This is a genomic window from Saccharopolyspora gloriosae, assembly GCF_014203325.1.
Taxonomy (GTDB): domain Bacteria; phylum Actinomycetota; class Actinomycetes; order Mycobacteriales; family Pseudonocardiaceae; genus Saccharopolyspora_C; species Saccharopolyspora_C gloriosae.
In genome coordinates, this window is record NZ_JACHIV010000001.1 from 4,038,832 (window position 1) to 4,059,808 (window position 20,977).

The 20,977-nt window shown below is 70.9% G+C and carries 19 protein-coding genes; 10 read left to right on the forward strand and 9 right to left on the reverse strand.

Annotated elements, in window-relative coordinates; translation table 11 throughout:
* Positions 1-45 precede the first annotated feature (45 nt).
* Together BJ969_RS17810 and BJ969_RS17815 are read left to right on the forward strand one after the other, a co-directional pair.
* On the forward strand, positions 46-2,313 hold the full coding sequence (locus tag BJ969_RS17810) for an anthranilate synthase component I (protein ID WP_184480099.1): 2,268 nt from the start codon (positions 46-48) through the stop codon (positions 2,311-2,313).
* Positions 2,310-3,524, forward strand: a complete 1,215-nt coding sequence (locus tag BJ969_RS17815) for a 3-deoxy-7-phosphoheptulonate synthase (protein ID WP_184480102.1) — start codon at positions 2,310-2,312, stop codon at positions 3,522-3,524. The genes BJ969_RS17810 and BJ969_RS17815 overlap by 4 nt, the downstream gene beginning before the upstream one ends.
* Positions 3,525-3,534: 10 nt before the next feature.
* Here BJ969_RS17815 and BJ969_RS17820 read toward each other — a convergent pair whose 3' ends face one another.
* Positions 3,535-4,509 (reverse strand): bile acid:sodium symporter family protein, encoded by a 975-nt coding sequence (locus tag BJ969_RS17820; RefSeq protein WP_184480105.1) that lies wholly within the window; start codon positions 4,507-4,509, stop codon positions 3,535-3,537.
* A gap of 220 nt (positions 4,510-4,729) precedes the next feature.
* Between BJ969_RS17820 and BJ969_RS17825 the strand changes: the two genes are divergently transcribed.
* The gene (locus BJ969_RS17825) at positions 4,730-6,166 is read left to right on the forward strand and encodes an MFS transporter (protein WP_184480108.1); all 1,437 of its coding nucleotides are present in this window, start codon (positions 4,730-4,732) and stop codon (positions 6,164-6,166) included.
* Between the two features lie 11 nt (positions 6,167-6,177).
* Here BJ969_RS17825 and BJ969_RS17830 read toward each other — a convergent pair whose 3' ends face one another.
* Both BJ969_RS17830 and BJ969_RS17835 read right to left on the reverse strand, forming a co-directional pair.
* Entirely contained in the window at positions 6,178-6,972 is a 795-nt protein-coding gene (locus BJ969_RS17830) for an FCD domain-containing protein (RefSeq protein WP_184480111.1), read from the reverse strand.
* Positions 6,973-7,122: 150 nt separating this feature from the next.
* The gene (locus BJ969_RS17835; RefSeq protein ID WP_246456938.1) at positions 7,123-7,647 is read right to left on the reverse strand and encodes an Lrp/AsnC family transcriptional regulator; all 525 of its coding nucleotides are present in this window, start codon (positions 7,645-7,647) and stop codon (positions 7,123-7,125) included.
* 411 nt (positions 7,648-8,058) lie between these two features.
* Between BJ969_RS17835 and BJ969_RS17840 the strand changes: the two genes are divergently transcribed.
* The 4 genes from BJ969_RS17840 to BJ969_RS17855 all read left to right on the forward strand — a co-directional run bounded on the left by BJ969_RS17840 (position 8,059) and on the right by BJ969_RS17855 (position 12,314).
* Positions 8,059-8,583 carry an Lrp/AsnC family transcriptional regulator gene (locus BJ969_RS17840; protein WP_184480114.1) on the forward strand — a complete coding sequence of 175 codons (525 nt, stop codon included), beginning with the start codon at positions 8,059-8,061 and terminating at the stop codon, positions 8,581-8,583.
* A gap of 115 nt (positions 8,584-8,698) precedes the next feature.
* Complete coding sequence (ilvD, locus tag BJ969_RS17845; RefSeq protein WP_184480117.1) at positions 8,699-10,567, forward strand: dihydroxy-acid dehydratase; 1,869 nt, start codon at positions 8,699-8,701, stop codon at positions 10,565-10,567.
* A gap of 209 nt (positions 10,568-10,776) precedes the next feature.
* Positions 10,777-11,106, forward strand: a complete 330-nt coding sequence (locus tag BJ969_RS31020) for a hypothetical protein (protein WP_184480119.1) — start codon at positions 10,777-10,779, stop codon at positions 11,104-11,106.
* A 71-nt stretch (positions 11,107-11,177) separates the two neighbouring features.
* The gene (locus BJ969_RS17855) at positions 11,178-12,314 is read left to right on the forward strand and encodes a DegT/DnrJ/EryC1/StrS family aminotransferase (RefSeq protein WP_184480122.1); all 1,137 of its coding nucleotides are present in this window, start codon (positions 11,178-11,180) and stop codon (positions 12,312-12,314) included.
* Positions 12,315-12,366: 52 nt separating this feature from the next.
* Here BJ969_RS17855 and BJ969_RS17860 read toward each other — a convergent pair whose 3' ends face one another.
* The 4 genes from BJ969_RS17860 to BJ969_RS17875 form a co-directional block, all read right to left on the reverse strand.
* The gene (locus BJ969_RS17860; RefSeq protein WP_184480125.1) at positions 12,367-12,900 is read right to left on the reverse strand and encodes an EF-hand domain-containing protein; all 534 of its coding nucleotides are present in this window, start codon (positions 12,898-12,900) and stop codon (positions 12,367-12,369) included.
* A 605-nt stretch (positions 12,901-13,505) separates the two neighbouring features.
* Positions 13,506-13,925 carry a putative quinol monooxygenase gene (locus BJ969_RS17865; RefSeq protein WP_184480129.1) on the reverse strand — a complete coding sequence of 140 codons (420 nt, stop codon included), beginning with the start codon at positions 13,923-13,925 and terminating at the stop codon, positions 13,506-13,508.
* Positions 13,926-14,067: 142 nt separating this feature from the next.
* Complete coding sequence (locus BJ969_RS17870) at positions 14,068-14,820, reverse strand: SDR family NAD(P)-dependent oxidoreductase (RefSeq protein WP_184480133.1); 753 nt, start codon at positions 14,818-14,820, stop codon at positions 14,068-14,070.
* Positions 14,821-14,897: 77 nt separating this feature from the next.
* Entirely contained in the window at positions 14,898-15,923 is a 1,026-nt protein-coding gene (locus BJ969_RS17875) for an SDR family oxidoreductase (RefSeq protein ID WP_343071465.1), read from the reverse strand.
* A 127-nt stretch (positions 15,924-16,050) separates the two neighbouring features.
* Here BJ969_RS17875 and BJ969_RS17880 point away from each other — a divergent pair, with 127 nt between their 5' ends.
* Entirely contained in the window at positions 16,051-17,028 is a 978-nt protein-coding gene (locus BJ969_RS17880) for a LysR family transcriptional regulator (protein WP_184480136.1), read from the forward strand.
* A gap of 411 nt (positions 17,029-17,439) precedes the next feature.
* On the opposite strand, the gene BJ969_RS17885 is transcribed toward BJ969_RS17880, so the two are convergent.
* Complete coding sequence (locus tag BJ969_RS17885) at positions 17,440-18,006, reverse strand: YbaK/EbsC family protein (protein WP_184480139.1); 567 nt, start codon at positions 18,004-18,006, stop codon at positions 17,440-17,442.
* Between the two features lie 66 nt (positions 18,007-18,072).
* Between BJ969_RS17885 and BJ969_RS17890 the strand changes: the two genes are divergently transcribed.
* Both BJ969_RS17890 and BJ969_RS30210 read left to right on the forward strand, forming a co-directional pair.
* Positions 18,073-18,636 (forward strand): helix-turn-helix domain-containing protein, encoded by a 564-nt coding sequence (locus tag BJ969_RS17890; protein ID WP_184480142.1) that lies wholly within the window; start codon positions 18,073-18,075, stop codon positions 18,634-18,636.
* Between the two features lie 193 nt (positions 18,637-18,829).
* Entirely contained in the window at positions 18,830-19,243 is a 414-nt protein-coding gene (locus tag BJ969_RS30210; RefSeq protein ID WP_184480146.1) for a (R)-mandelonitrile lyase, read from the forward strand.
* A 731-nt stretch (positions 19,244-19,974) separates the two neighbouring features.
* Here the strand turns inward: BJ969_RS30210 and BJ969_RS17900 are convergent.
* Positions 19,975-20,877, reverse strand: a complete 903-nt coding sequence (locus tag BJ969_RS17900; RefSeq protein ID WP_184480149.1) for a LysR family transcriptional regulator — start codon at positions 20,875-20,877, stop codon at positions 19,975-19,977.
* Between the last annotated feature and the right edge of the window lie 100 nt (positions 20,878-20,977).

Below are 20,977 nucleotides of genomic sequence, written 5' to 3' on the forward strand. Positions count from 1 at the left end.
GCGCCCGAACAACACGTTCCTCACCTTCTGATCAATGGAGTGGTTATGCGGGTGGACTTCGCTTGGATTGCCCGGGCGTTGGAGGAGGGCGCGCAGAGCGCTGCTCGGTACCGCACGGCGGGCGGTCTCGACGTCGAACGGCGCGTTCGCCCGCTACCCGGGCCGAACGCCGCTTCGAGATCCCTGAGCCGGGTCGCCGCCGCGCTCGATTCCGCGCCGGGAGCGCTGTTCCACGGGTCAGTGACCCAACCCGGGCGCTACTCGCCGTGGACCCGCGCCACGGAGCGGGTGGCGCTGGCCTTCGAGGCCCGCGGTCGCGCGTTCCGCGTGCTCGCCCTCGACCCCGGTGCGGGCCCGCTGCTGGAGCTGGCCACCACCGCGCTGGCCGCCGACCCGCAGGTGCGCGGCCTCGCGGTGCTGCCCGACGGTTCGGGACTGCGCGGCGCCGTCGCCCCCATCGGCACCGGCTTCGCCGAGGAGGACCGCACCCGGCAACCGTCGACGGTCGGCGTGCTGCGCACGCTCACCCGGGCCCTCGCCCATCCCGACGAGCCGGTGCTGGGCTGGTACGGGGCCTTCGGCTACGACCTGATGCTCGGGTTCGACCCCATCACCCGGCGGCACCGCCGCCCGGCGGGCTACCGGGATATCGTCGCGTTCCTGCCCGCCTCGGTGATCGTGGCCGATCCCGAGCGCGAGCTGGCGCTCGAGGTCGACTACACGTTCTCCGGTCCGCCCGGCACCTCCGGGCCGGTCGCGACCGTCGACCTCGCCGGTGCTCGCCGGGACCCCGACCCGCCCGCGCGGACCGATCCCGGGCACTACCGGGCAGGTGTGCGCGCGGCGCTGTCGAAGTTCCACGCGGGCGACGCCTTCGAGACCGTGCTGAGCCAGACGTTGACCGCCGACCGCGGCGGCGAGCGGGCGAGCGTGGTCTTCGAGCGGCTCACCGCCGCGAATCCCAGCCCGTACGGCTTCCTCATCAACCTGGGGCGCGGCGAGTCGCTCGTCGGCGCCTCGCCGGAGATGTACGTGCGGGTCGCGGACGGCGTCGTGGAGACCTGCCCCATCTCCGGCACCATCGCGCGGGGTGCGTCCGCGATCGAGGAGTCCCGGAACGTGGCCGCGCTGCTGGGCTCCGAGAAGGAGGCCGCCGAGCTGACGATGTGCACCGATGTGGACCGCAACGACAAGAGCCGCGTCGCGGTCCCGGGCTCGGTGCGGATCGTCGGCCGACGCCAGATCGAGCTCTACTCCCGGCTGATCCACACCGTGGACCACGTGAAGGGCGACCTCGAACGCGGTTACGACGCCTGGGACGCCTTCCTCAGCCACATGTGGGCCGCCACGGTGAGCGGCGCGCCGAAGCGCGCCGCCGCCGAGTTCATCGAGCACTGGGAGACCTCGGCTCGACGCTGGTACGGCGGCGCGGTCGGCTACGCCACAGTGGACGGAGCGATGGACACGGCGCTGACCCTCCGGACGGCGCGCTTGACGGACACGACCACCGAGGTCCGCGCGGGAGCGACCCTGCTCATCGGCAGCGACCCGGACGCCGAGGAGGCCGAGACGCGGCTCAAGGCGTCCGCCGTGCTGGACGCGCTGCGCGGCAGGACGGCCGCACCCCCGCGCACCGAGCACCCGCTCGGATCGCGCGGCGGAGCCAGGACCGGCGCACGAGGGCCGCGGGTCACGCTCGTGGACCACGAGGACTCCTTCGTCCACACGCTCGCGGCCTACCTCCGGCAGAGCGGCTGCGAGGTCGTCACGCGGCGGTGGTCCTCGCTGACCGGGTTCGACGAGGGCACCGATCTGGTGGTGCTCTCCCCCGGGCCGGACCGACCGGCGGCCTTCCGCATGAGCGGCACCATCGACGCCGCACTCGCAGCGGGAGCCGCCGTGTTCGGCGTCTGCCTGGGGATGCAGGGCATCGTGGAGCACTTCGGCGGGCACCTGCGCGTGCTCGCCGATCCGATCCACGGCCGCGCGTCGCAGATCCGCGCGGTCGACGGCGGCGGCGCGCTGCTGCGCGGACTGCCCGCGCGGTTCACCGCCGGGCGTTACCACTCGCTCTACGTCACCTCCCCCGAGGTACCACCGCCGCTGCGGGTCACCGCCGTCACCGACGACGGCGTCGTCATGGCCATCGAGCACCCCGTTCTGCCCGTCGGCGGGGTCCAGTTCCACCCCGAGTCCCTGCTGTCGCTCGACGGCGAGGTGGGGCATCGCGTCATCGCGAACCTCATCGAAAGCTGCCGGACCGGTTCGGCTTCCGGCAGGCGCACCGCCGCGGCCCAGGTCAGGCCAGCATGATCCACAGTCGCACCGCCGAGGCCCGGCGCACCCCGTGGACACCTGATTCCTGGCGATCGCTCGTCGCGCACCAACAGCCCGCGTGGGATCCCGCCGAGCTGGAGCGGGCCGTGGCAGAGCTGCGGAGCCTGCCCGCCCTGGTGCAACCCGGCGAGATCTCGAACCTGCGCCGAGCGCTCGCCGACGCGGCGCACGGCAGGGCGTTCGTCGTCCAGGCGGGCGACTGCGCCGAGTCCTTCGAGGACGCCACCACCGAGCACATCACGAGCCGGGGTCGGCTCATCGCCCGGCTCGCGCGCGGCTTCGAGCAGATCTCCGGCCGGCCCGCCGTCGCGATCGGCCGCATCGCCGGGCAGTACGCGAAGCCGCGCAGCGCGCCGACCGAACTCGTGGACGGACGGGCCCTCCCGGTGTTCCGCGGGCACATGGTCAACGGTGCCGCCCCCACGGCCTCGGCGCGGCGCGCCGACGCCTCCCGGCTCGTGCAGGGCTACTACCGATCGGCCACCACGCTCAACCTGCTCCGCACCCTGCACGCGCACCCGGCCGGGCAGCTGTGGGTCAGCCGCGAGTGCCTGCTGCTCCCCTACGACCGGTCGACGCTGCGCAACGACCCCGCCAGCGAGCAGTGGTTCCTGTCCAGCACCCACTTCCCGTGGATCGGCGAGCGGACCCGTGACATCGGAGGGGCCCACGTCGAGCTGCTGAGCGGCGTGGTGAACCCGTTGGGGGTGAAGGTGGGACCGGCGGTCACGCCGGAGGAGCTCGTGGCGCTCTGCGCCCGGCTCGATCCGGAGCGCGCACCGGGCCGCCTGACCTTGATCACCCGGTTCGGCGCGAACGCCGTCCGCCGCGTCCTGCCCGAGCTCGTCGCGGCCGTGTCCGCCGCCGGGCACCCGGTGGTCTGGATGTGCGATCCGATGCACGGCAACACGATCCGGCTCCCCTCGGGGATCAAGACCCGCCGGGTCGCCGATCTGCTGGCCGAGCTCGACGGCTGGTTCGACGTGCTAGCCGGAGCCGGTGCGCACCCCGGTGGCCTGCACCTGGAGTGCACGCCCGACGACGTCCGGGAGTGCGTGGACGAGGACACCTCCGAGGTCGGCGAGCAACAGTCCCTGTGCGATCCCCGCCTCGACGCCGACCAGGCCTCGACCCTGGTGCGCGGTGCGGCTCAGGGCGTCCGGCGCGGTGCCCGGCCGGTGCCCTGAGCCGACGACGTCACGCCTCGTCGCTCACCGCCGGGCTCTGCTCGTTGCCGGCGACCGCGGCGGGCCGCCGGGCCCAGTAGGTGGCGACCAGCGAACCGGAGATGTTGTGCCACACCGAGAAGATCGCCCCGGGCAGCGCCGCGACCGGGGAGAAGTAGGTCGACGCCAGGCTGGCCGCGAGGCCGGAGTTCTGCATGCCGACCTCCAGCGCGATCGCGCGCCGGGCCGCCTCGTCGATCCCGACCACCTTGGCGGCCACGTAGCCCAGCGCGACGCCGAGCAGGTTGTGCAGCACGACTGCGAGCACCACGATCGGTCCCACGCTGAGCAGCTTGTCCGCGCTGCCCGACACCACGGCGACCACCACGCCGGTGATCCCGATGACCGAGATCAACGGCAGCACCGGCAACGCCTTCGCCACGGCGGTTCCGGCGACCCGCCGCAAGGTGAAGCCGAGGATCACCGGGATCAGCACGATCTGCAGGATCTCCACGATCAGCTCGGTCGGATCCACCGGCAGGTAGCTGCCCGCCAGCCAGAGCACCAGGAACGGCGTGACGACCGGGGCGACCAGAGTGGACACGCTGCTCATCGCCACCGACAACGCGGTGTCCCCCTTGGCCAGGAAGACCATCACGTTCGACGAGGTACCGCTGGGAGCGCAGCCGACCAGGATCACCCCGACCGCCAGCTCCGGGCTCAGCGGGAGGACCAGGGTCAGCAGCCACGCGAGCAGCGGCATGATCACGAAGTGCGCGACGACCCCGATCGCGAAGGCGACCGGACGGCGTGCCACGTAAGCGAAATCCCGCGGTTCGAGGGTCATGCCCATCCCGAGCATGATCACCGCGAGGAGCCAGGGGACCACCGAGGTCAACCCGGCGAACGTGTTCGGGAAGGACAGTGCGATCGCTCCGGCGATCAACACGATCAGCGGAAACCAGCGGCCGACCAACTGGCTGAAAGCGCCTATGCGCGAGGTCATCGTTCCTCCACACCGGGCGGTCCCGGCTACGCTGCCGATGCCACGGTCGATGGCACGTGGCGAAATGAAGCTACCCCACGCGGGCATACGAGTTCTAGATCGTGGGGCACGATCGCGGAGCACCTCACATTTCCTCTTGGGCCAGAATGGTTTCTGCCACGAGCGGACCGGTTCTCCGCGCCGCTGCTCGGATTTCGGATCGACGAAGGTGGTGCTGCCCGTGGACACCGGGGCTGAGTCCGGTCCGGAAGCGGCGGACGAGCGCGGCGAACCGCGCCGCTGGCTGATCATGGCGGTGCTGAGCGCGGTGGCGTTCATGGCCCAGTTGGACTTCTTCATCGTCAACGTCGCCGTGGACGGCATCGGGCGGTCCTTCGGCGGGGCGTCGACACCGGCGATGTCCTGGGTGCTGTCGGCCTACGCCATCGTCTTCGCCGCGCTGCTGGTGCCCGCGGGCCGGCTGGCGGACCTGCACGGCCGGAAGCGGATGCTGCTGGCCGGTGTCGCGGTGTTCACGATCGGCTCCGCGCTGGCGTCGTTCGCGCCGTCGCTGCCGGTGCTGGTGGCCGCTCGGACCGTGCAGGCGGTCGGCGCGGCGATGAGCGTGCCGCCGTCGCTGGGTCTGCTCTACCCCAGCTTCCCGCCACGCCAGCACGCCCTGGTCGTCGGGTTGTGGGCCGGGGTGGCCGGAGTGGCCGCCATGGCCGGACCGCCCCTCGGCGGGCTGCTCGCCAGCCTGGACTGGCGGTGGATCTTCCTCATCAACCTGCCGATCGGTGCCCTCACGCTCCTCGGAGGTGCCCGGCTGCTGCCGGAGGTCCGGGAGCCGAGCGGCCGGCCCCTGCCCGACGTCGTGTCCACCGCGACCCTGCTCGCGGCGGTGAGCGCACTGGTCCTGGCCACCACCCAGGGTCCGCAGTGGGGCTGGGGCAGCCCGTGGACGATCGGGCTGTTCGCCTCGGCCGCGCTGCTCGCGGCGGTGACGGTGCGACGCGGCTTCACCGCGTCCGCACCGATCATCGAGCCCGCACTGTTCCGCAGCCGGGAGTTCACCGCCGCTGCGCTCGCGCTGCTCAGCCTGTTCGCGGGCTTCGCGGTCTACCTGTTCGGCGGAGCGCTGTTCCTCCAGCAGGTGTGGCACTTCAGCGTGCTGGAGGCCGGGATCGGCATCGCCGCCGCCCCGATCGTCTCGGTCTGCTTCGCCGTGAACGCCGGTCCGATCCGGCGCAGGTTCGGCCGGGTGCTGCCCGCCGCCGTCGGAACCCTCACGATGTCCGCGGCGGCGGGGTACTGGCTGCTCACCGTCACCGACGTCCCCGCCTACTGGTCGGCGATGTTCCCCGGCCTGGTCCTGATGGGCGTCTCGGGCGGTCTTTCCCAGGCGCCCCTGTTCGCCGCGGCCGGGGCGCTCGCGCCCGACCGCGCCACGACCGGCAGCGCGGTGCTGAACATGAGCCGCCAGATCGGCAGCGCGATCGGGGTGGCCCTGCTGGTGGCGATGGTGGCCGCCGCACCGTCGGCCCGGACTTTCAGCCATGCCTGGGTTCTCCAGCTGGCGCTGGGGATCCTGGCCTCGGTCAGCGTCCTGCTGCCGCACCGCCGCGGCGTCGCCGACCGCGCGCACCGGCGCACCACCTCGCGGGCGGCGCAGCGGTGACCGCGCGTCTCCTACACCGCGGTCGGGGGCGCGTTCGAGGTGGCCGCCGCCACGAACGCCTCCAGCGCGCTCAACGTGCCCACCTCGTCGTCCTCGGCCAGCGGTAGGTAGTAGTCGACGATGTCCCGCCGGGCGCACGACGACGCCAGGTCCGGGTCGCCGAGCCGGATGGCGTCGACGACGGCACCGTGGCGGCGGACGAAGTCGCGCTTGACGGCATCGCCGCCCTTGAGCGTGGCGTCGCCGATCAGTCCGGCCATCGCCGCCCGCACGGCGCTGGTGGACAGCTCCAGCAGCCGATTGCCCGAGGCGCGGGCGACCGAGACGTGGAACTCCACGTCGGCGGCGATGTACTCCTCGTTCGTGCCGCTCTCGACGGCCGCCTCGACGGCCAGCTGAGCCCGGACGATGCCGTCGATCTGCGCTTGGTCGCGGCGCTGCGCGGCGAGGTGGCAGGCGGTCGTCTCGACCAGCATGCGGAACCCGATGAGGTCGCCGAGCGAGAGCTGGGAGTACCGGACGAGGTCCAGCAGCGAACGCTCCAGGTTCGCGCCGTCGGGCATCCGGACGATGGCGCCGCCGGTGGGGTCGTTCGGGCGCAGGACCACGACTCCCGCGCTCTCCAGCGTGCGCATCGCCTCGCGCACGGTCGGCCGGCTCACGCCCATCTGGGCGCAGAGTTCGCGTTCCGACGGCAAGCGGTCGCCCGGCTGGAGCTGCCCCTGGAGGATCTTCTCCTCGATCTGCGCCTTGACCGCCTCGTGCGCGCGCGTTCGGGCGACCGGAGCGAACTTCGGGGTGGGCACCTTCGCACTCCACTCGTCGAGCCGTTTGCGTGACAGCGACCTCTCCGCCTCCGCCGACCCGCGGAGCGGCGCCGACGTGCGCAGCATAGACACGTCGACCTGCGCGGATACCCCGGCCCCGCAGGCGGGTGCCGCTTGACTCGCGCGCCGTCACCGGATCGTCTGGGTCGACCGCAGCAGCGTCGACGGCTCGCCGGTCGTGCCGGTGGTCGCCCCCTGCCGGCCGTGCGCCACCGGGAGCAGCGCGATGTCGGCCTCGTGCCCGAGCAGCGTGCCGCCGCCGGGAGCACCGCACGCGGCGAAGCAGGACTCGGCCGCCTCGATCATGTAGTCCCAGCCGGAGGACAGGACGTGCACGCGCTGCACCCCCGCGAGACCGCTCAGATCACCCGCGGTGGGACGTCCGTCGCCGGTGAACCGCACGAAGGCGAGCACGCAGCCCTCGACGACCGCGCGGGCGCTGATCCGCGCGTGGTAGCCGCGCACGACGCCGGAGCGCTCCAACCGTCGCAACCGCACGCGCACCTGGGAGCGGGACAGGCCGATCCGGCTCGCCAGGTCGTGCGTCTCGGCGCAGGCGTTCGATCGAAGCAGGCTGATGAGCATCCTGTCGGCCACGTCGACCTCGGGCCGGGACGACGTCTCGGGTTCAGGACAGCCGGTCCATTGGTCCATCTCTGCCTCCGTCTCGACACCGGAGAGCTGGTGGCTCCGGTGGTTCTCCCGACGGCGGAGCTCGGCGATCGGCCGGAGTCCGCCATCGGCGCGCGGGAAACCTGGTCTGCCGGTCCGCCGCAGCAGGGGGCGAGCACGGACGAAGTGCGGCGACCGGGCGGACGCGCTCGCCCCTTCGGCCGCACCTCACGGGTTCTCGCTCCAGCGCTTCCCGGCGGTGGCCCCGGTCACTGGATCTGGGTGACATCAGCATGCTGGTCAGTCCAGTAATCCATGTCAATCGTGCAAATCGTGGTGATCGCGGAGAGCGCCGCGGCGCGAAGCGCACCGCGAGCCCGCGGAACAGACGTACGATATGCGCGCCGAAACATCGTCAAGTGTCATCCGGCACCGGCAGAGGAGGAGCGTCCGATGACGGAGAAGGTGCGTGCGGCCCCGGTCGACCATCAGGCGGCGGCAGGACCGGTCGTCCTCGACGAGTTGGATCGATCGGTCCTGGCGTTGTTGCGCGCGGATGCGCGGATGTCCGTGCGGGCGATCGCCCGGGAGCTGAACCGCTCGCCGGGCGCCGTGGGCGAGCGGATCGCGCGGCTGGAAGCGGCGCAGGTCATCACCGGCTACCACGCCGAGGTCGACCTGGCCCGGCTCGGGTACCTGCACACGCTGGTGGTGGTGCGTACCAACGACGACCAGCACAGCGACAGCTGCGCGGAAACCCTTTCGCACCTGGAGGAGGTGCACACGGTCTGGGTGGTGACGGGGTCGTGGGATCTGGTCGTCGAGTGCTACGTCCGGGACGCGTTCCACCTGCGGGAATTGCTGCAGGGGACGTTGCGCGGCATCGAAGGCGTGATCCACACCGAGGCCATGATCGTGCTCGACAGCGTCGGCGCCGCGGGCGAGCAGGCGGACGAGCACGACCGGCCGGTCGGCTGACCTCGACGCCCCGCTCACCACCGGATCGATCACACGGTGACCCTGATCCCCCGCGATCAATCAATTGTCGTTTTCAACATGTAAAAACTGGCCGATTGACTGCTACGCTGCCGGAATGGGAGCACTTCGATCAGCGACGATCACCGGTGTCCGATCCATGTCCGGGGCGCGATCCCTGCTGATGGCGGCCGGGGTGGCGCGGCGTGATCTGGGCAAGCCGATCGTGGCCGTCGCCAACAGCTACACGCAGTTCGTGCCGGGGCACGTGCACCTGGACCAGGTGGCCGAGATCGTCGCCGAGTCGGTGATCGCGCACGGCGGCGTGCCGCGCGAGTTCAGCACGATCGCCGTCGACGACGGCATCGCCAACGGTCACCTGGGGATGCTGTACTCCCTGCCCAGCCGCGAGCTGATCGCGGACTCCGTCGAGTACATGACCAACGCGCACTGCGCCGATGCGCTGGTGTGCATCTCCAACTGCGACAAGATCACGCCGGGAATGCTGATGGCGGCCCTGCGGCTCAACATCCCGACCGTGTTCGTCTCCGGCGGACCGATGGAAGCCGGCCGCCCCCCTGCCTCGATCCCCGAGCGGCTGCGCACCCAGGACCTCGATCTGATCAGCGCGTTCTCCGCCTCGGCCGATCAGCGGCTGTCCGACGAGGAGCTCGCCGCGGTCGAGGACAGCGCCTGCCCCACCTGCGGGTCCTGTTCGGGCATGTTCACGGCGAACTCGATGAACTGCCTGGTCGAGGCGATGGGGCTGGGCCTGCCCGGCAATGGGACGCTGCTGGCCACGCACGCCGACCGGCGCGCCCTCTGCGCCGACGCGGGCCGCGCCGCGATGGACCTGGTCCGCCGCTTCTACGACCACGACGACGAGACCACGCTGCCACGCGCGATCGCCTCGCGGGCGGGATTCCGCAACGCGATGGCCCTCGATCTCGCCATGGGCGGGTCGACCAACACGATCCTGCACATCCTGGCCGCCGCTCGCGAGGGACAGGTCGACTTCGCGCTGGAGGACATCGACGAGCTGTCCCGGTCGGTGCCCAACCTGTGCAAGGTCGCCCCGAGCAGCCGCTACCACGTGCAGGACGTGCACCGGGCGGGCGGAATCCAGGCCATCCTCGCCGAGCTGGACGGGGCCGGACTGATCGACCGATCGCTGTCGACCATCAGTGGCGCCACGGTGGGCGAGCAGCTCGACGCGTGGAACATCCGGTCGGCCACGGCCGCGCCGGACAAGGCCCGGTTCTTCCGAGCCGCTCCGGGCGGAGTGCGCACGATCGCACCGTTCAGCTCGACGCAGCGGTACCCGGACCTCGACACCGACCGGGAGAACGGCTGCATCCGCTCGCCGGAGCACGCCTACTCCCCCGATGGCGGCCTGGCGGTGCTGTTCGGGAACCTGGCGCTCGACGGCTGCGTGGTGAAGACCGCCGGGGTCGCCGCCTCGATGCTGCGGTTCACCGGACCGGCGAAGGTGTTCGAGAGCCAGGAGGAGTGCACCGAAGGCATCCTCGGCGGACTGGTCGAGTCCGGCGACGTCCTCGTGGTCCGGTACGAAGGACCGCGAGGAGGCCCCGGCATGCAGGAGATGCTGCAACCCACGTCCTTCCTCAAAGGACGCGGCCTGGACACCTCCTGCGCCCTGATCACCGATGGCCGGTTCTCCGGAGGATCCGCCGGGCTCTCCATCGGGCACGTGTCCCCGGAAGCGGCCGCGGGCGGGACGATCGCCCTGGTGCGCGACGGCGACCCGATCACCATCGACATTCCGGAGCGGGCGATCTCGGTGGAGGTGCCCGATGCCGAGCTCGTCCGGCGGCGCAGTGAGGTGCGCGAGCAACCGGGCGGTTTCCGGCCCGCCGCGCGGGTCCGGCCCGTCAGCGAGGCGTTGCGGGTGTACGCCGCGCTCGCGACCTCCGCGTCGACGGGCGCGGTACGAGATCTGGACGAGGCGTTCGCGCAGCGCCCGTGACGATCCGCTCCCCGCGTGACGTGTAGGCGCCGTGGACCGAGTCCGTGACGATCTCGCCGGTCAGCGTCGCGATCAGAAAGTCCTTCGGGGTGAGCAGATCCCGCACCCGAACGGCGAGCGCCGGGTCCCGAAGCAGCGCGAGTGCCCGAGCGAGGGCACCGCCGGTGACGGCGCGGCCCGCAACAGCGCGTCGGCGGAATCTGTCCGGTGTGGATCGACAGCAGCGCCACCTGCGCCCCGGCCTGCTCCACGGCCTGGCGGGGCCGGGTCGGTTCGACCTGCTCGACACCGTCGGCGGCCAGGATCGCGAACCGCCGGCCGCGCAGCTCATCTGCCCTGCGAAGGCCCCTCCTCCTAGCGTGGCGAGAGCTACCGGTGTTGCCCGGTCCGACCGGATCGAAACCAACCCGCACGCCTGGAGCTGTCCCCGCGTCGACGTGTCGGCAAGCGAACAGCTGCCGACCTCGCGGACTCCCGATGCCGACGAGCATTCCGGTCGCTGGATGCGGAGCGCGACGGGCGGCACCAGTCCTTCGTGATCTTCAGGTGTCGCGGAGATGTGTCGACGCTACGGACGAGTCATGCCATCGCCAGACGGGAAGGTTCGGTCATGAGGTTCGAGTCGGGAAAGCCCGATGTCATTCCGGCGGAGGGACATCACCGGCGGCTGGCGAGCATGCGCGAGGTGATCCACGGCTTCCTGGACGGGGTGATCGACGGTGCCACCACCGTCATGGGCCCGCACACCCGGCGCTTGGAAGCGCTGCTCTACGAAAGATGGGGTCGTCGTGCGGTGGCCACGTCATCGGGCACGGAGTCGCTGCACTTCTCGTTGCGCGCCGCGGGGATCGGCCCCGGCGACGAGGTGATCGTGCCGGACATGACGTTCGCGGCCACCGCCTTCGCCGTCAACGCGGTGGGGGCGACTCCGGTGTTCGTCGACGTCGAACCGGGATGCTGGCTGATCTCGCCGGAAGCGATCCGCAACGCGGTGACGACGAGAACCAAGGTGATCATCGTCGTTCACCTGTACGGGCAGATCGCGGAAATGGACGAGATCTCCGCGATCGCGGCCGAACACGGGCTGACCGTCGTCGAAGATTGCGCGCAGGCGCACGAAGCGACCTACCAGGGCGAGCCCGCGGGATCGTTCGGCGATTTCGGTTGTTTCTCGGTGTGGGCCGGCAAGAACGCCGGAGGGCTGGGCGACGGCGGAATGGTCGTGGTCAAGGACGAGGAGACCCTGGTGGCCGTGGAGCGGCTGCGCAATCTGGGCCGTGACCCGGATGACCGCTACGTGCATCATTCGTGGGGCAGCCGGGCCAGGTTGAGCGAACTCGACGCGGCGGTGCTGTGCCACCAGATCCCGATGCTCCCGGTGTGGAACGAGCGGCGGCGGCTGACGGCGGACCGCTACGACAAGGCGTTCGCCGACCTTCCGCTGACGACGCCGGTCGTGCTGCCGGGCCGCGAGCACGCGTTCTACAAGTACGCCGTGCACACCGAGCACACCACCGCGCTGGCAACTCACCTGGCCGAGCGGGGAATCCAAGCGGAACGCGTCTACCCCCGCCTGCTGTCCCAGCAGCCCGCGTTCGCGGATCTGCCGCACCGCGCCGCCCCGACTCCGGTCGCCGAAGCGAACAACCCGAAGTTGCTGTGCCTGCCGATCTACCCGGAACTCCGGGACGAGGAACGGCACGCGATCATCGCCGGCGTCAGGTCGTTCTTCGACGGCGGAGCCTGACGCGGAAGGGACCGCACGTCCCGCAGGACGGGACGCACGCCCCCTCGTGCCATCAGGCCATCATGGCGTTCGCGCCCGCGGTGACGTCGTCGCTGCTGACGTAGGTCTTCCAAGCCTGGTGGTACGCCTCGCGGGAGATAGCGCCGTCGGTGGCCAGCCGATCGAACCCGGCAGAGGCGGCCACCGGCGTCTGACCGAACCCGGCCATCAGCGTCGCGAACTCGTCGCGGTCGAGCTTGCCATCGCCGTCGACATCGACGTTGTCGAACTCGACGTCGCAGGTCGGGCCCCAGATGTCGTCGAACCGAGCCTCGCGGTCGGCCTGCGTGGCCATCGCCGCGTGGAACTCGTCCCGGTCGATCGTGCCGTCGCGGTCGGTGTCGGCGTGCGCGGCGAAGCGCTCGAACGCGCGACGGTATGCCGAGAACACCGCTTCCGCCGACTGGGCGTGCGGGTTGTCGGTACCTGCCTTCACCAGGTCGGCGGCGAGCTGTTCGAAGTCCGCGAGTTCGATCGCGCCGTTGCCGTCGTAGTCGAGCAGGTCGAACAGCTTGTCGTGCTTGGTCTTCAGCAATGCGGTGGTCACCGGTGATCTCCTTGAACGTCGTGCCGAACACGATGATCTTGTCCGCCGAGATCAACCGATGCGGCCGCCACGCCTGACACGATGGGATGATCACGCCTCGATGCCTGCTCCGAGCTCGCGACGATTTTCCTCAGCGTCAGCAGGAAGAACACGTCGGGAATGAACCTGGCCGAGCCGGAGGGCGGGCAGGTCGACCTGGGATCGCGGAGCCCCGAACGCCGTGGTGGTCTTCCATCAGAACGGAGCTTCGTCAACCGGCCTCGGGGTGCTCGGGCGGGTTCGCCGTCGCTTCGCTTCTTCGCCAGGAAGGACTTCGCCGTCAACAGCAAGACCGTGGCACGGGGCCTGGCTCTGCGGGCGACCTGTGCCGACTTCCAGGAAGGCGACGGCCCATTGCTGTCCCTGGTCACGCCGATGGCCGTTCCTGACCGATCTCCGCGGCGACGAAGTCGCCGATCTGAGCAGGAGGCAAGGTTCCTCCTGAACGACGCATCTCGGCTGCTACGGGAGAACATCGCCGTCCCGGCGGCCGAACCAGCAGGTCAGACACCTGTCGCGCAGGCAACGTGACAGGCGCTGCCTGCGACCGACCGACTCTCCCGGCATCAGGCGCCGGCCGAACTCCGGGCAGCTTCGAGCGGAGCGAAGAACTGAACGGGATCGCCCTGCCACCGCGTCTTGAACTCATCGCTGAAGTGCCCGAAGAGTTCGGCGGAAACCGATCCGGTGCTGAGCATCGCGGGCAGCAGAGCACCGATGTTGGCGTTGTGCTCGAGCAGTGCGTCGACGTCCCGGTAACCTTCGATGAAGACGCACTCGGACTCGTCGGCGCTGAGGTGGATCTCGTACCGCAGCGTTCCGGTGTCCCGGGTGCGGGTGGCTTCTCGGCACTTCGCCGCCGCACGCTTGAACTCTTCCAGCTTGCCTTCGTGCGGTTTCAGACGCGCGACGGCCCAGACTTCGGTTCCGCTTTCGGCCGCCCGGGTCATCGGTCGTACCGGGCCGTTCGGGCCGGGTGTGAGCATCTTCTGCCTCCGTCATGTCTCGGGGTATGTGGTCGACGTGCTCGTCCTGGCGCGGGCGGTGCTTCGCCCGCGCCGTCGTGATCCTCCCGAACAGCGCGCCCGCAGCTCGAAGCGAGCGCGGCGCGCCGTTCGGGCGAAGTCGTCAACGGGCGGCCGGATACCTCCACGTGGTCGCGGCGCCGAGGTCCACGTCGAGGGTGGTGCCGGTGATGTGGCCGGCTCGCTGGGAGGCGAGGAAACGGATCGCCTCGGCGATCTCCTCGGATTGCGCCAACCGCGGGATCCCCAGGATCTCGGTCACGGCCTTGTCGGCCTCCGGGCCCATTTCCCGCAGCACTCCTTCAGTGCGGGTGGATCCGGGAGACACGGCGTTGACCCGGACCCCGCCGGATGCGAATTCCGCAGCCCAGCTCCGGGTCAGCGCGTCCAGCGCCGCTTTGGACGCGCTGTACGCGGACGACCCGGCGAAGCCCCGGGACGCGGTGATCGAGGTGACGTTGACGATGGCGCCCTCGCCTTTCGCGAGCATGTGCGGAACGAGCGCGGCGACGAGGAAGTAGGCGCCGCGGACGTTGACGTCGAAAATCTGCTGGTAGCCCTGGACGCTCTGTCCCACGGTCGGTGCGGCCGGGTAGATGCCCGCGTTGTTCACGAGCACGTCGACCGGGCCGCTCTGCCGGGCGAGATCGCGGACCGAGTCCAGATCACCGAGGTCGGCGGCGACGAATCGGACCGCGCCGTCCTCTCCCGCCGCCCGTTCGGCGTCCTTGCCGCGCTGCTCGTCACGGCCGGAGATGACGACCTCGGCACCGTCGCGGGCCAGCAGCCGAGCGGTCGCCAGCCCGATTCCAGAAGTCCCGCCGGTGATGAGAGCGGTGATGCCTCGCAATTCCATGCTGGGCGGCCTTTCGTGATGAGGTGTCGGACCCGTCGTTCTCGCCGGGCCCGGTGCGTACCGGAATTCCGGCGACGTCAGCGCCGGGGGAATTCCGCGCCGTCGACGACGAGATTGCCGCCGGCGATCCAGCTCGCCCGGTCGGAAACGATGAACAGGACCGCTTCGGCGATGTCCTCGGGCAGACCGTCACGTCCCAACGGCACGTCGGGGAATTCGATCGCGCCCTCGCCCATGAGAGCGATCTCCTCCCGGTTGCGCGCCCCGCCCGGGGTGTCTGTTCGACCGGGAGTCACGACGTTCACCCGGACCCCGAAGGGGGCGAGTTCCGCCGTCATCCCGCGGCTGTAATTCTCCAGCGCCGCCTTCGTCGACGTGTAGTGCACGACCTGGGGCACCGGCGGGAAGGCGGCGGCCGAGGAGATGTGCACGATCGCGCCCGAACGCCGCTCCCGCATACCCGGCGCCACCAGCGCGTCCAGGCGCACCGCCGACATGAGGTTCAGGTTTAGCACGTCCTGCCACTCGTCCTCCGAGATGGCCAGCGCGCTCGCGTGCGGGCCCGCGCCACCGGCGTTGTGGACCAGGACGTCCACACCGCCGAGCCGCTCCAACGCGGCGGCCGCGACTTCCTCCACCCCGGTCGGCGTCCGCAGATCGGCCGCTACGTAACCGGCCCCTTCCGGCACGGTGTCCGGCACCGACCTCGCTGCCGCGAGCACCTCCGCTCCCTCTTCCACGAACCTGCGCACGATCGCGGCACCGATTCCGCGAGTACCGCCCGTGACGAGAGCCCGCTTTCCCTTGAGCTCCTGCGTTGCCGATCCGTGCTGGATGGATGTCATGTCCTGGTTCCGCTCTTCATTCCGGATTCGATCGACGCGAATGACTCGTTCGCACAACTCCAGTGCGCTTTGCGGTGTCCGCATCGCTGATTTCTTCAAGCTACGGAGGCTCGTATTCGGAAAGCAAAGACGCATTCTTGGTCGGGACCATAGGAGACTCCTATGGCCGCACTCGGGCACGCCGGGTAGCGGGTGCGGCAGCTCGGTCGCCTTTTCGCGAACCGGTGCCTGAACGGCCGGCGGCTGCGGTTCAGGCACCTGCGAGAATGCGGAGGCGCGGCGCGCCGTTGGCCGGGAACGGGAATCTCCGGCGGCGGAACTCGGTTGCTCCCGGTGACGACGCGGTGGACCGCGCGGTCCACCGGAGCGGAGGGACGGGGAACCGATGAGCCTGCGCCAGTTCGACTACGCCCTGGCCGTGGCCGCCGCGGGCTCGGTCACGGCGGCGGCGGAACTGCTGCACGTCGCTCAACCGTCGGTGTCCCAGCAGATCCGCAGCTTGGAGCGGGACCTCGGCGTGGAGCTGTTCGCCCGCACGCCGACCGGGTTGGTGCCCACCGTCGTCGGCCGGGCGTTCCTGCGGGACGCCGAGATCGCCGTGCAGGCGGCGCGCCGGGCGAGGACGACGGCGCGGGCCGGTGCCGAGGACCTGGTGGGCGAGCTGGTCGTCGCGGCGCAGATGGGCCTGGGCACGCGGCAGCTGCCCGGCGCGCTGGGCGCCCTGCGCCGTCGCTTCCCCCGGCTGGAGGTCACCGTTTTCGAGGAACCGAACCCCACCGAGCTGGGTCGGCTGGCGCGCCGCGGCGTGCTGGACCTCGCCTTGGTGACCGGGTCGTGCGACGAGGGCCTGTACGAGGGGCACCACCTCGGCGAGGAGGAGTTCGTCGTGGTGTTGGCCGAGGGACATCCGCGGCTCGCCGCGGAGCGCGTCGAGCTGCGCGACCTCGCTCGGGAACCGTGGGTGCGGTTCGACCAGGACAGTGCGCTCGACGGCGTGCTGCGCACCGTACTGCGGGACAACGGCCTCACCCCGACCGCGGTCGCGCGGGCGACCCAGACGGCTACGGCCGTGCGGTGGGCTGCTCACGGATTGGGCGCGACCCTCGTACCCGCCTCCGCGGTGCCGCACGGTCACGAGCATCTCGCCCGCCCGGTGTTCCCGGCCGTGTCCCAGACCGCGATGGCCGCCATCCGGCCCGGTGCGGGCCCGGCGGAGAAGGCCCTGCTCGGCTTCTTGCGCCAGGAGTCCTGGCACGTGCCCGCCACCGTCTCACCGGCGCGGCCGAACCGCGTCGACCAGGACGGCCGGTTCCGGGAAGCGCCCTTGACCCTGGCCGAGGGGGAATCACGTTCGGAGGCTTGATGAATCGCGGAAACCCGGGCCGAGCAAGAGCTCGCCGCCCGGCGACGGGACCGGCCGCACCCGGCGACTCCCCGGATTCGGCCGAGCGCGCAGGTGCGGGCGACCGCGACTTGCGGGCGAACTCGCCCCTCCCGTCGTAGCGCACCTCGATCTGGGCGGCTCGGGCGCCAACCCTGCCGCGACGGCGAAACGGGACGGTGTTCTCGACGCCGCTTCTCGGTCGTCCGGCCGGGAGGCACTCGACGGGAAACCGAATCGGCATCGGGAAAAGCGCGCACCGCATGTCATCGGGGCCTCGGCAGGCACCAAGGACGGTGTGCGCGGCTCCACCGCGGCTCGGGCGCCGAGAGCAGCGTCTCCCGCCACCACCTCTTCGCCGGAGGGGCGCGCTGGCAACCCCGACGGCGAGCGTCAGTTCGCCGCGACCCGCACCGTCCGGCCACCGGTGAGCGCGGTGAGCTGGTCGACGGTGAGCGGCACGACCGCGTGCGGGGTTCCCGCGGCGGCCCAGATGATCTCGTGATCGGCCAGCGCCCGGTCGATCACCGTGCGCACCGGCGCCGGATGCCCTACCGGGGCCACCCCGCCGATGACCTGGCCGGTGACGGCCCGGACCTGTTTCGCGGTGGCCATCCGGATGGTCGTCGCACCGAGCTCATCGGCGAGGACGGCCGTGTCCACGCGGTGCCGTCCGCTGGTCATCACCAGCAACAGTTCCTCGTCCGCCAGGAACAGCAGACTGCTCGCGATCGCACCGACCTCGCAGCCGAGCGCCGCGGCCGCCTCCGCAGCGGTGCGGGTGGAATCGGGCAGCTCGCGGACGCGAGCGGTCAGGCCCGCGTCGGCCAGGTGCCGCTGCACGATCCGGCTGCGCTCCGGCAGTTGCTCGACCTCGGTCGTGGTGAACCCTTCCTCACTCGGCGGTGCGGCGGGTTCGCGCACCGGCGGAACCGCGGGATCAGCACCGAAAACCGCCATCGCCGTCTTCCCGCCTTCCTCCCAGTGTCTATCACAGCAGTCACCATGACTGACATGATGGTCAGCATGAGTGAGATCGGGAAGGTGCCGCTCGCAGCGAACCTGCGCAGGTTGCGCCGTCAGAACGACCTGTCCGTCGTGGAGCTGGCGCGTCGAGCGGAGATGTCGAGAGCAACGCTGACCCAGATCGAAGCCGGTGGCGGGAACCCCACGCTGGACACGCTCTACGCGTTGGCCACGGCCCTCGACGCAGGTCTCGCCGATCTGATCACCGAACCGGACGCGGTCGTGCCGCCCCGCGTCGTACCGCGTGGCGAAGGGACGCGCGTGGCGGGCGAGGCCGTCGAAGCATGGTTGCTCCACACCACCGCCGGCAGGGCGACCTCGACGGAGATCTACGACTTCCGCCTGCACAACGCGGTGGCGCAGCACTCGACCGGCCACCCGCGCGGCACGCACGAACACCTGCACCTCTACTCCGGCCGCATCCTCGTCGGCCCCGTCGGCGCCACCGTCGAGATCGGCGCGGGCGACTTCGCGACCTTCGACGCCGGCCGGGACCACCTCTACCAGCGCGTCGGAAAGCAACAAGTGCGCGGACTGCTGGTCATCACTCGCAACCAGCCGTGAACCGACCGGCCCGGCTGCAGCACCACCGGTTCTGCCAGGCTCGGGAGTCACCGACTGAGGGCCGCCCGGTCCGCGCCGGGCGCGGTAACCGGAACGGCAGCAGGATCGGCTTCACGGCAGCGAATACCGACGCCGCACCACCGAAAGTCTTCACACCCGCTGAACACCAGCACCGACAGGAAGCGAGCACACCGTGCAGATCACCCGCAGCAGCCTCGACACCCAGAAGGGTCCCGCCGACTGGTTCACCGGTGACGTCTACATCGACCCCGTCGCCGCGCCCGCGGGCAGCTCCACCTTCGCCGCCGCAGCCGTGCACTTCACGCCCGGTGCTCACACCGCCTGGCACACCCACCCCCACGGCCAGACCGTCTTCGTCACCGAAGGCATCGGGCTGTGCCAGCGCGAAGGCGGCCCGGTGGAGACCATCCGCGCCGGTGACCGGGTCTTCTTCGAGCCCGGGGAGAACCACTGGCACGGCGCCGCCCCCAACCGGTTCATGGTGCACATCGCCATCCAGCAGAACGACGAGTCCGGAAACGCCGTCACCTGGGGACGGCACGTCACCGATGACGAGTACCACGTCGAACCCGAGAACCCCGCCTGACGACCACCGGATCCACGGACGCGGCGCGGACCGCGCCCGGCACGGCACAGCACGAGGAGTCACCGGCGAACCCGATTCACCGGCCAAGTCGCGCTCGGCACCGGCTCGGGGATGAGACGGCCCGTGAATTCGCCCGAGCGGGCGCCGTCGTCGTCCTCCGGCATCAACGGCGCTGCCGCGAACGAGGCCGCCGACGACCTCTTGCTGGAGCGGTGATCGCGGCGGCGGAGCCGAACCGCGCGTTCCCGTCGCAATGCCCGGTCGGAGTCCGCAGAGGACGGTCGCGCCCCGCTGCCGGATCGGCTGCGGGGTGCGACCGGGCCGGCGTGATCGCCGCGCGAGTTCGCAGGCGACCATGGCGTGCTCCGGCGTCACCCCCGCGCGCTCAAGGCCCGTGATGCGGTACCACGGCTTGGGGAACCGCCCCGAACCCAAGCCGCGGCTGGTCTGCACCTGAGGCGCGACGATGAAATCGGCTCCGAGATGGGTCGTGCAATCCTGGGCGCGCTGTGGCGAGCGGCATCGCTGCCGCCGCGATGGCCACGCCGCGAGCCGCACCTAGACGTCGCTTCATTCAATCCCCCCCCAGTTGGTCGCCCTTGACGCGCCGAAGCTGATCCTCAGCCACTTCCGCCTTCTGCCATGCCCTGAACGGATCACTGGAACGGGACGGCGCGGCGCGCGTTCGGAGAAATCAGGAACGGGGAAGGCGCACGCCGCGACTCCGTCGTTCAGGCGCCGCCCTGATCGATCGCCCGGCCGGCCCGCGATGCCATGTGCCGCAACCAGTTGTGGGCGGGATCGCGTTCGTGAACCGGGTGCCACCAGAAGGATTCGTTGAGGTAGCCGAGTTCGAAGGGCAGGTCGACGACGGTGATGCCGGCCGATTCCGGTTGCATGCGGGCGATCCGCTCCGGCATCAGGCCGAGCCGGTCGGTGCCCGCGACAAGGTGCGGGACCGACAGGAAGTCCTCGGTTATGACGGCGACGTCGAGCCGCGCGTGCTCGGCGAGCGGGCCGGGCATGGGCGACAGCGCGGAGAACGGGGGCCGGTAGGCCGCCACCCAGGGTCGGCCGCCGAGGTCGGCGACGGTCCCGGACGGCTCCGACCCGATCGAGGCGACGCAGACCCACCGATCCCGGTACAGGTGCGTGGAGGGGAAGTTCACCAGCACTCCCTGCGGGAGCACGATCCCGTCGACCGTGCGCAGGTGCTCGGACGCCCGCTGCACTACGTGGGTCGTGCTGTGCTGGAACTTCAACCTGACGTGCGGCGCGTGCCGCCGGACGAGGTCGACCAGCGCTCTGCCGAACGTCGGCAGGTGGCAGTCCGCCACGACCAGGGTGAACTCGTGCTCGGAGCGTTCCGGGTCGAAGTCCGAGCGGGTCTGGAAGACCCGGTCGGTCCACGACAGGGCGTGCGTCGTGTTCTCGGCGAGGCGTTCGCCCAGCGCGGTCAGCTCGTGGCCGTTGCCGACGCGGACGAGGAGCTCGTCGCCGAAGTGGCGGCGCAACCGGGCCAGCGCGGTGCTCAAGGTCGGTTGGCTCAGCCCGAGCCGCCGTGCCGCGTTGGTGACGCTGCGTTCCTGCAGCAGCGCGTCCAGCGATACGAGCAGGTTGAGATCGAGCCCCACGACACCTCGCCTCGGTCATCGGTCATACCGATGACCAGCATAGGGAATTTCGGGTTCCCCGATGCGGATCGCCGGGCCAGGGTGGGAGGTCCCAGGTCGA

Bases quoted from the DNA above. Each gene is read 5' to 3' on its own strand.
- BJ969_RS17810 (WP_184480099.1), top strand. From the start codon at position 46: ATGCGGGTGGACTTCGCTTGGATTGCCCGGGCGTTGGAGGAGGGCGCG.
- BJ969_RS17815 (WP_184480102.1), top strand. From the start codon at position 2,310: ATGATCCACAGTCGCACCGCCGAGGCCCGGCGCACCCCGTGGACACCT.
- BJ969_RS17820 (WP_184480105.1), bottom strand. From the start codon at position 4,509: ATGACCTCGCGCATAGGCGCTTTCAGCCAGTTGGTCGGCCGCTGGTTT.
- BJ969_RS17835 (WP_246456938.1), bottom strand. From the start codon at position 7,647: ATGGACCAATGGACCGGCTGTCCTGAACCCGAGACGTCGTCCCGGCCC.
- BJ969_RS17840 (WP_184480114.1), top strand. From the start codon at position 8,059: ATGACGGAGAAGGTGCGTGCGGCCCCGGTCGACCATCAGGCGGCGGCA.
- ilvD (WP_184480117.1), top strand. From the start codon at position 8,699: ATGGGAGCACTTCGATCAGCGACGATCACCGGTGTCCGATCCATGTCC.
- BJ969_RS17855 (WP_184480122.1), top strand. From the start codon at position 11,178: ATGAGGTTCGAGTCGGGAAAGCCCGATGTCATTCCGGCGGAGGGACAT.
- BJ969_RS17865 (WP_184480129.1), bottom strand. From the start codon at position 13,925: ATGCTCACACCCGGCCCGAACGGCCCGGTACGACCGATGACCCGGGCG.
- BJ969_RS17870 (WP_184480133.1), bottom strand. From the start codon at position 14,820: ATGGAATTGCGAGGCATCACCGCTCTCATCACCGGCGGGACTTCTGGA.
- BJ969_RS17880 (WP_184480136.1), top strand. From the start codon at position 16,051: ATGAGCCTGCGCCAGTTCGACTACGCCCTGGCCGTGGCCGCCGCGGGC.
- BJ969_RS17885 (WP_184480139.1), bottom strand. From the start codon at position 18,006: ATGGCGGTTTTCGGTGCTGATCCCGCGGTTCCGCCGGTGCGCGAACCC.
- BJ969_RS17890 (WP_184480142.1), top strand. From the start codon at position 18,073: ATGAGTGAGATCGGGAAGGTGCCGCTCGCAGCGAACCTGCGCAGGTTG.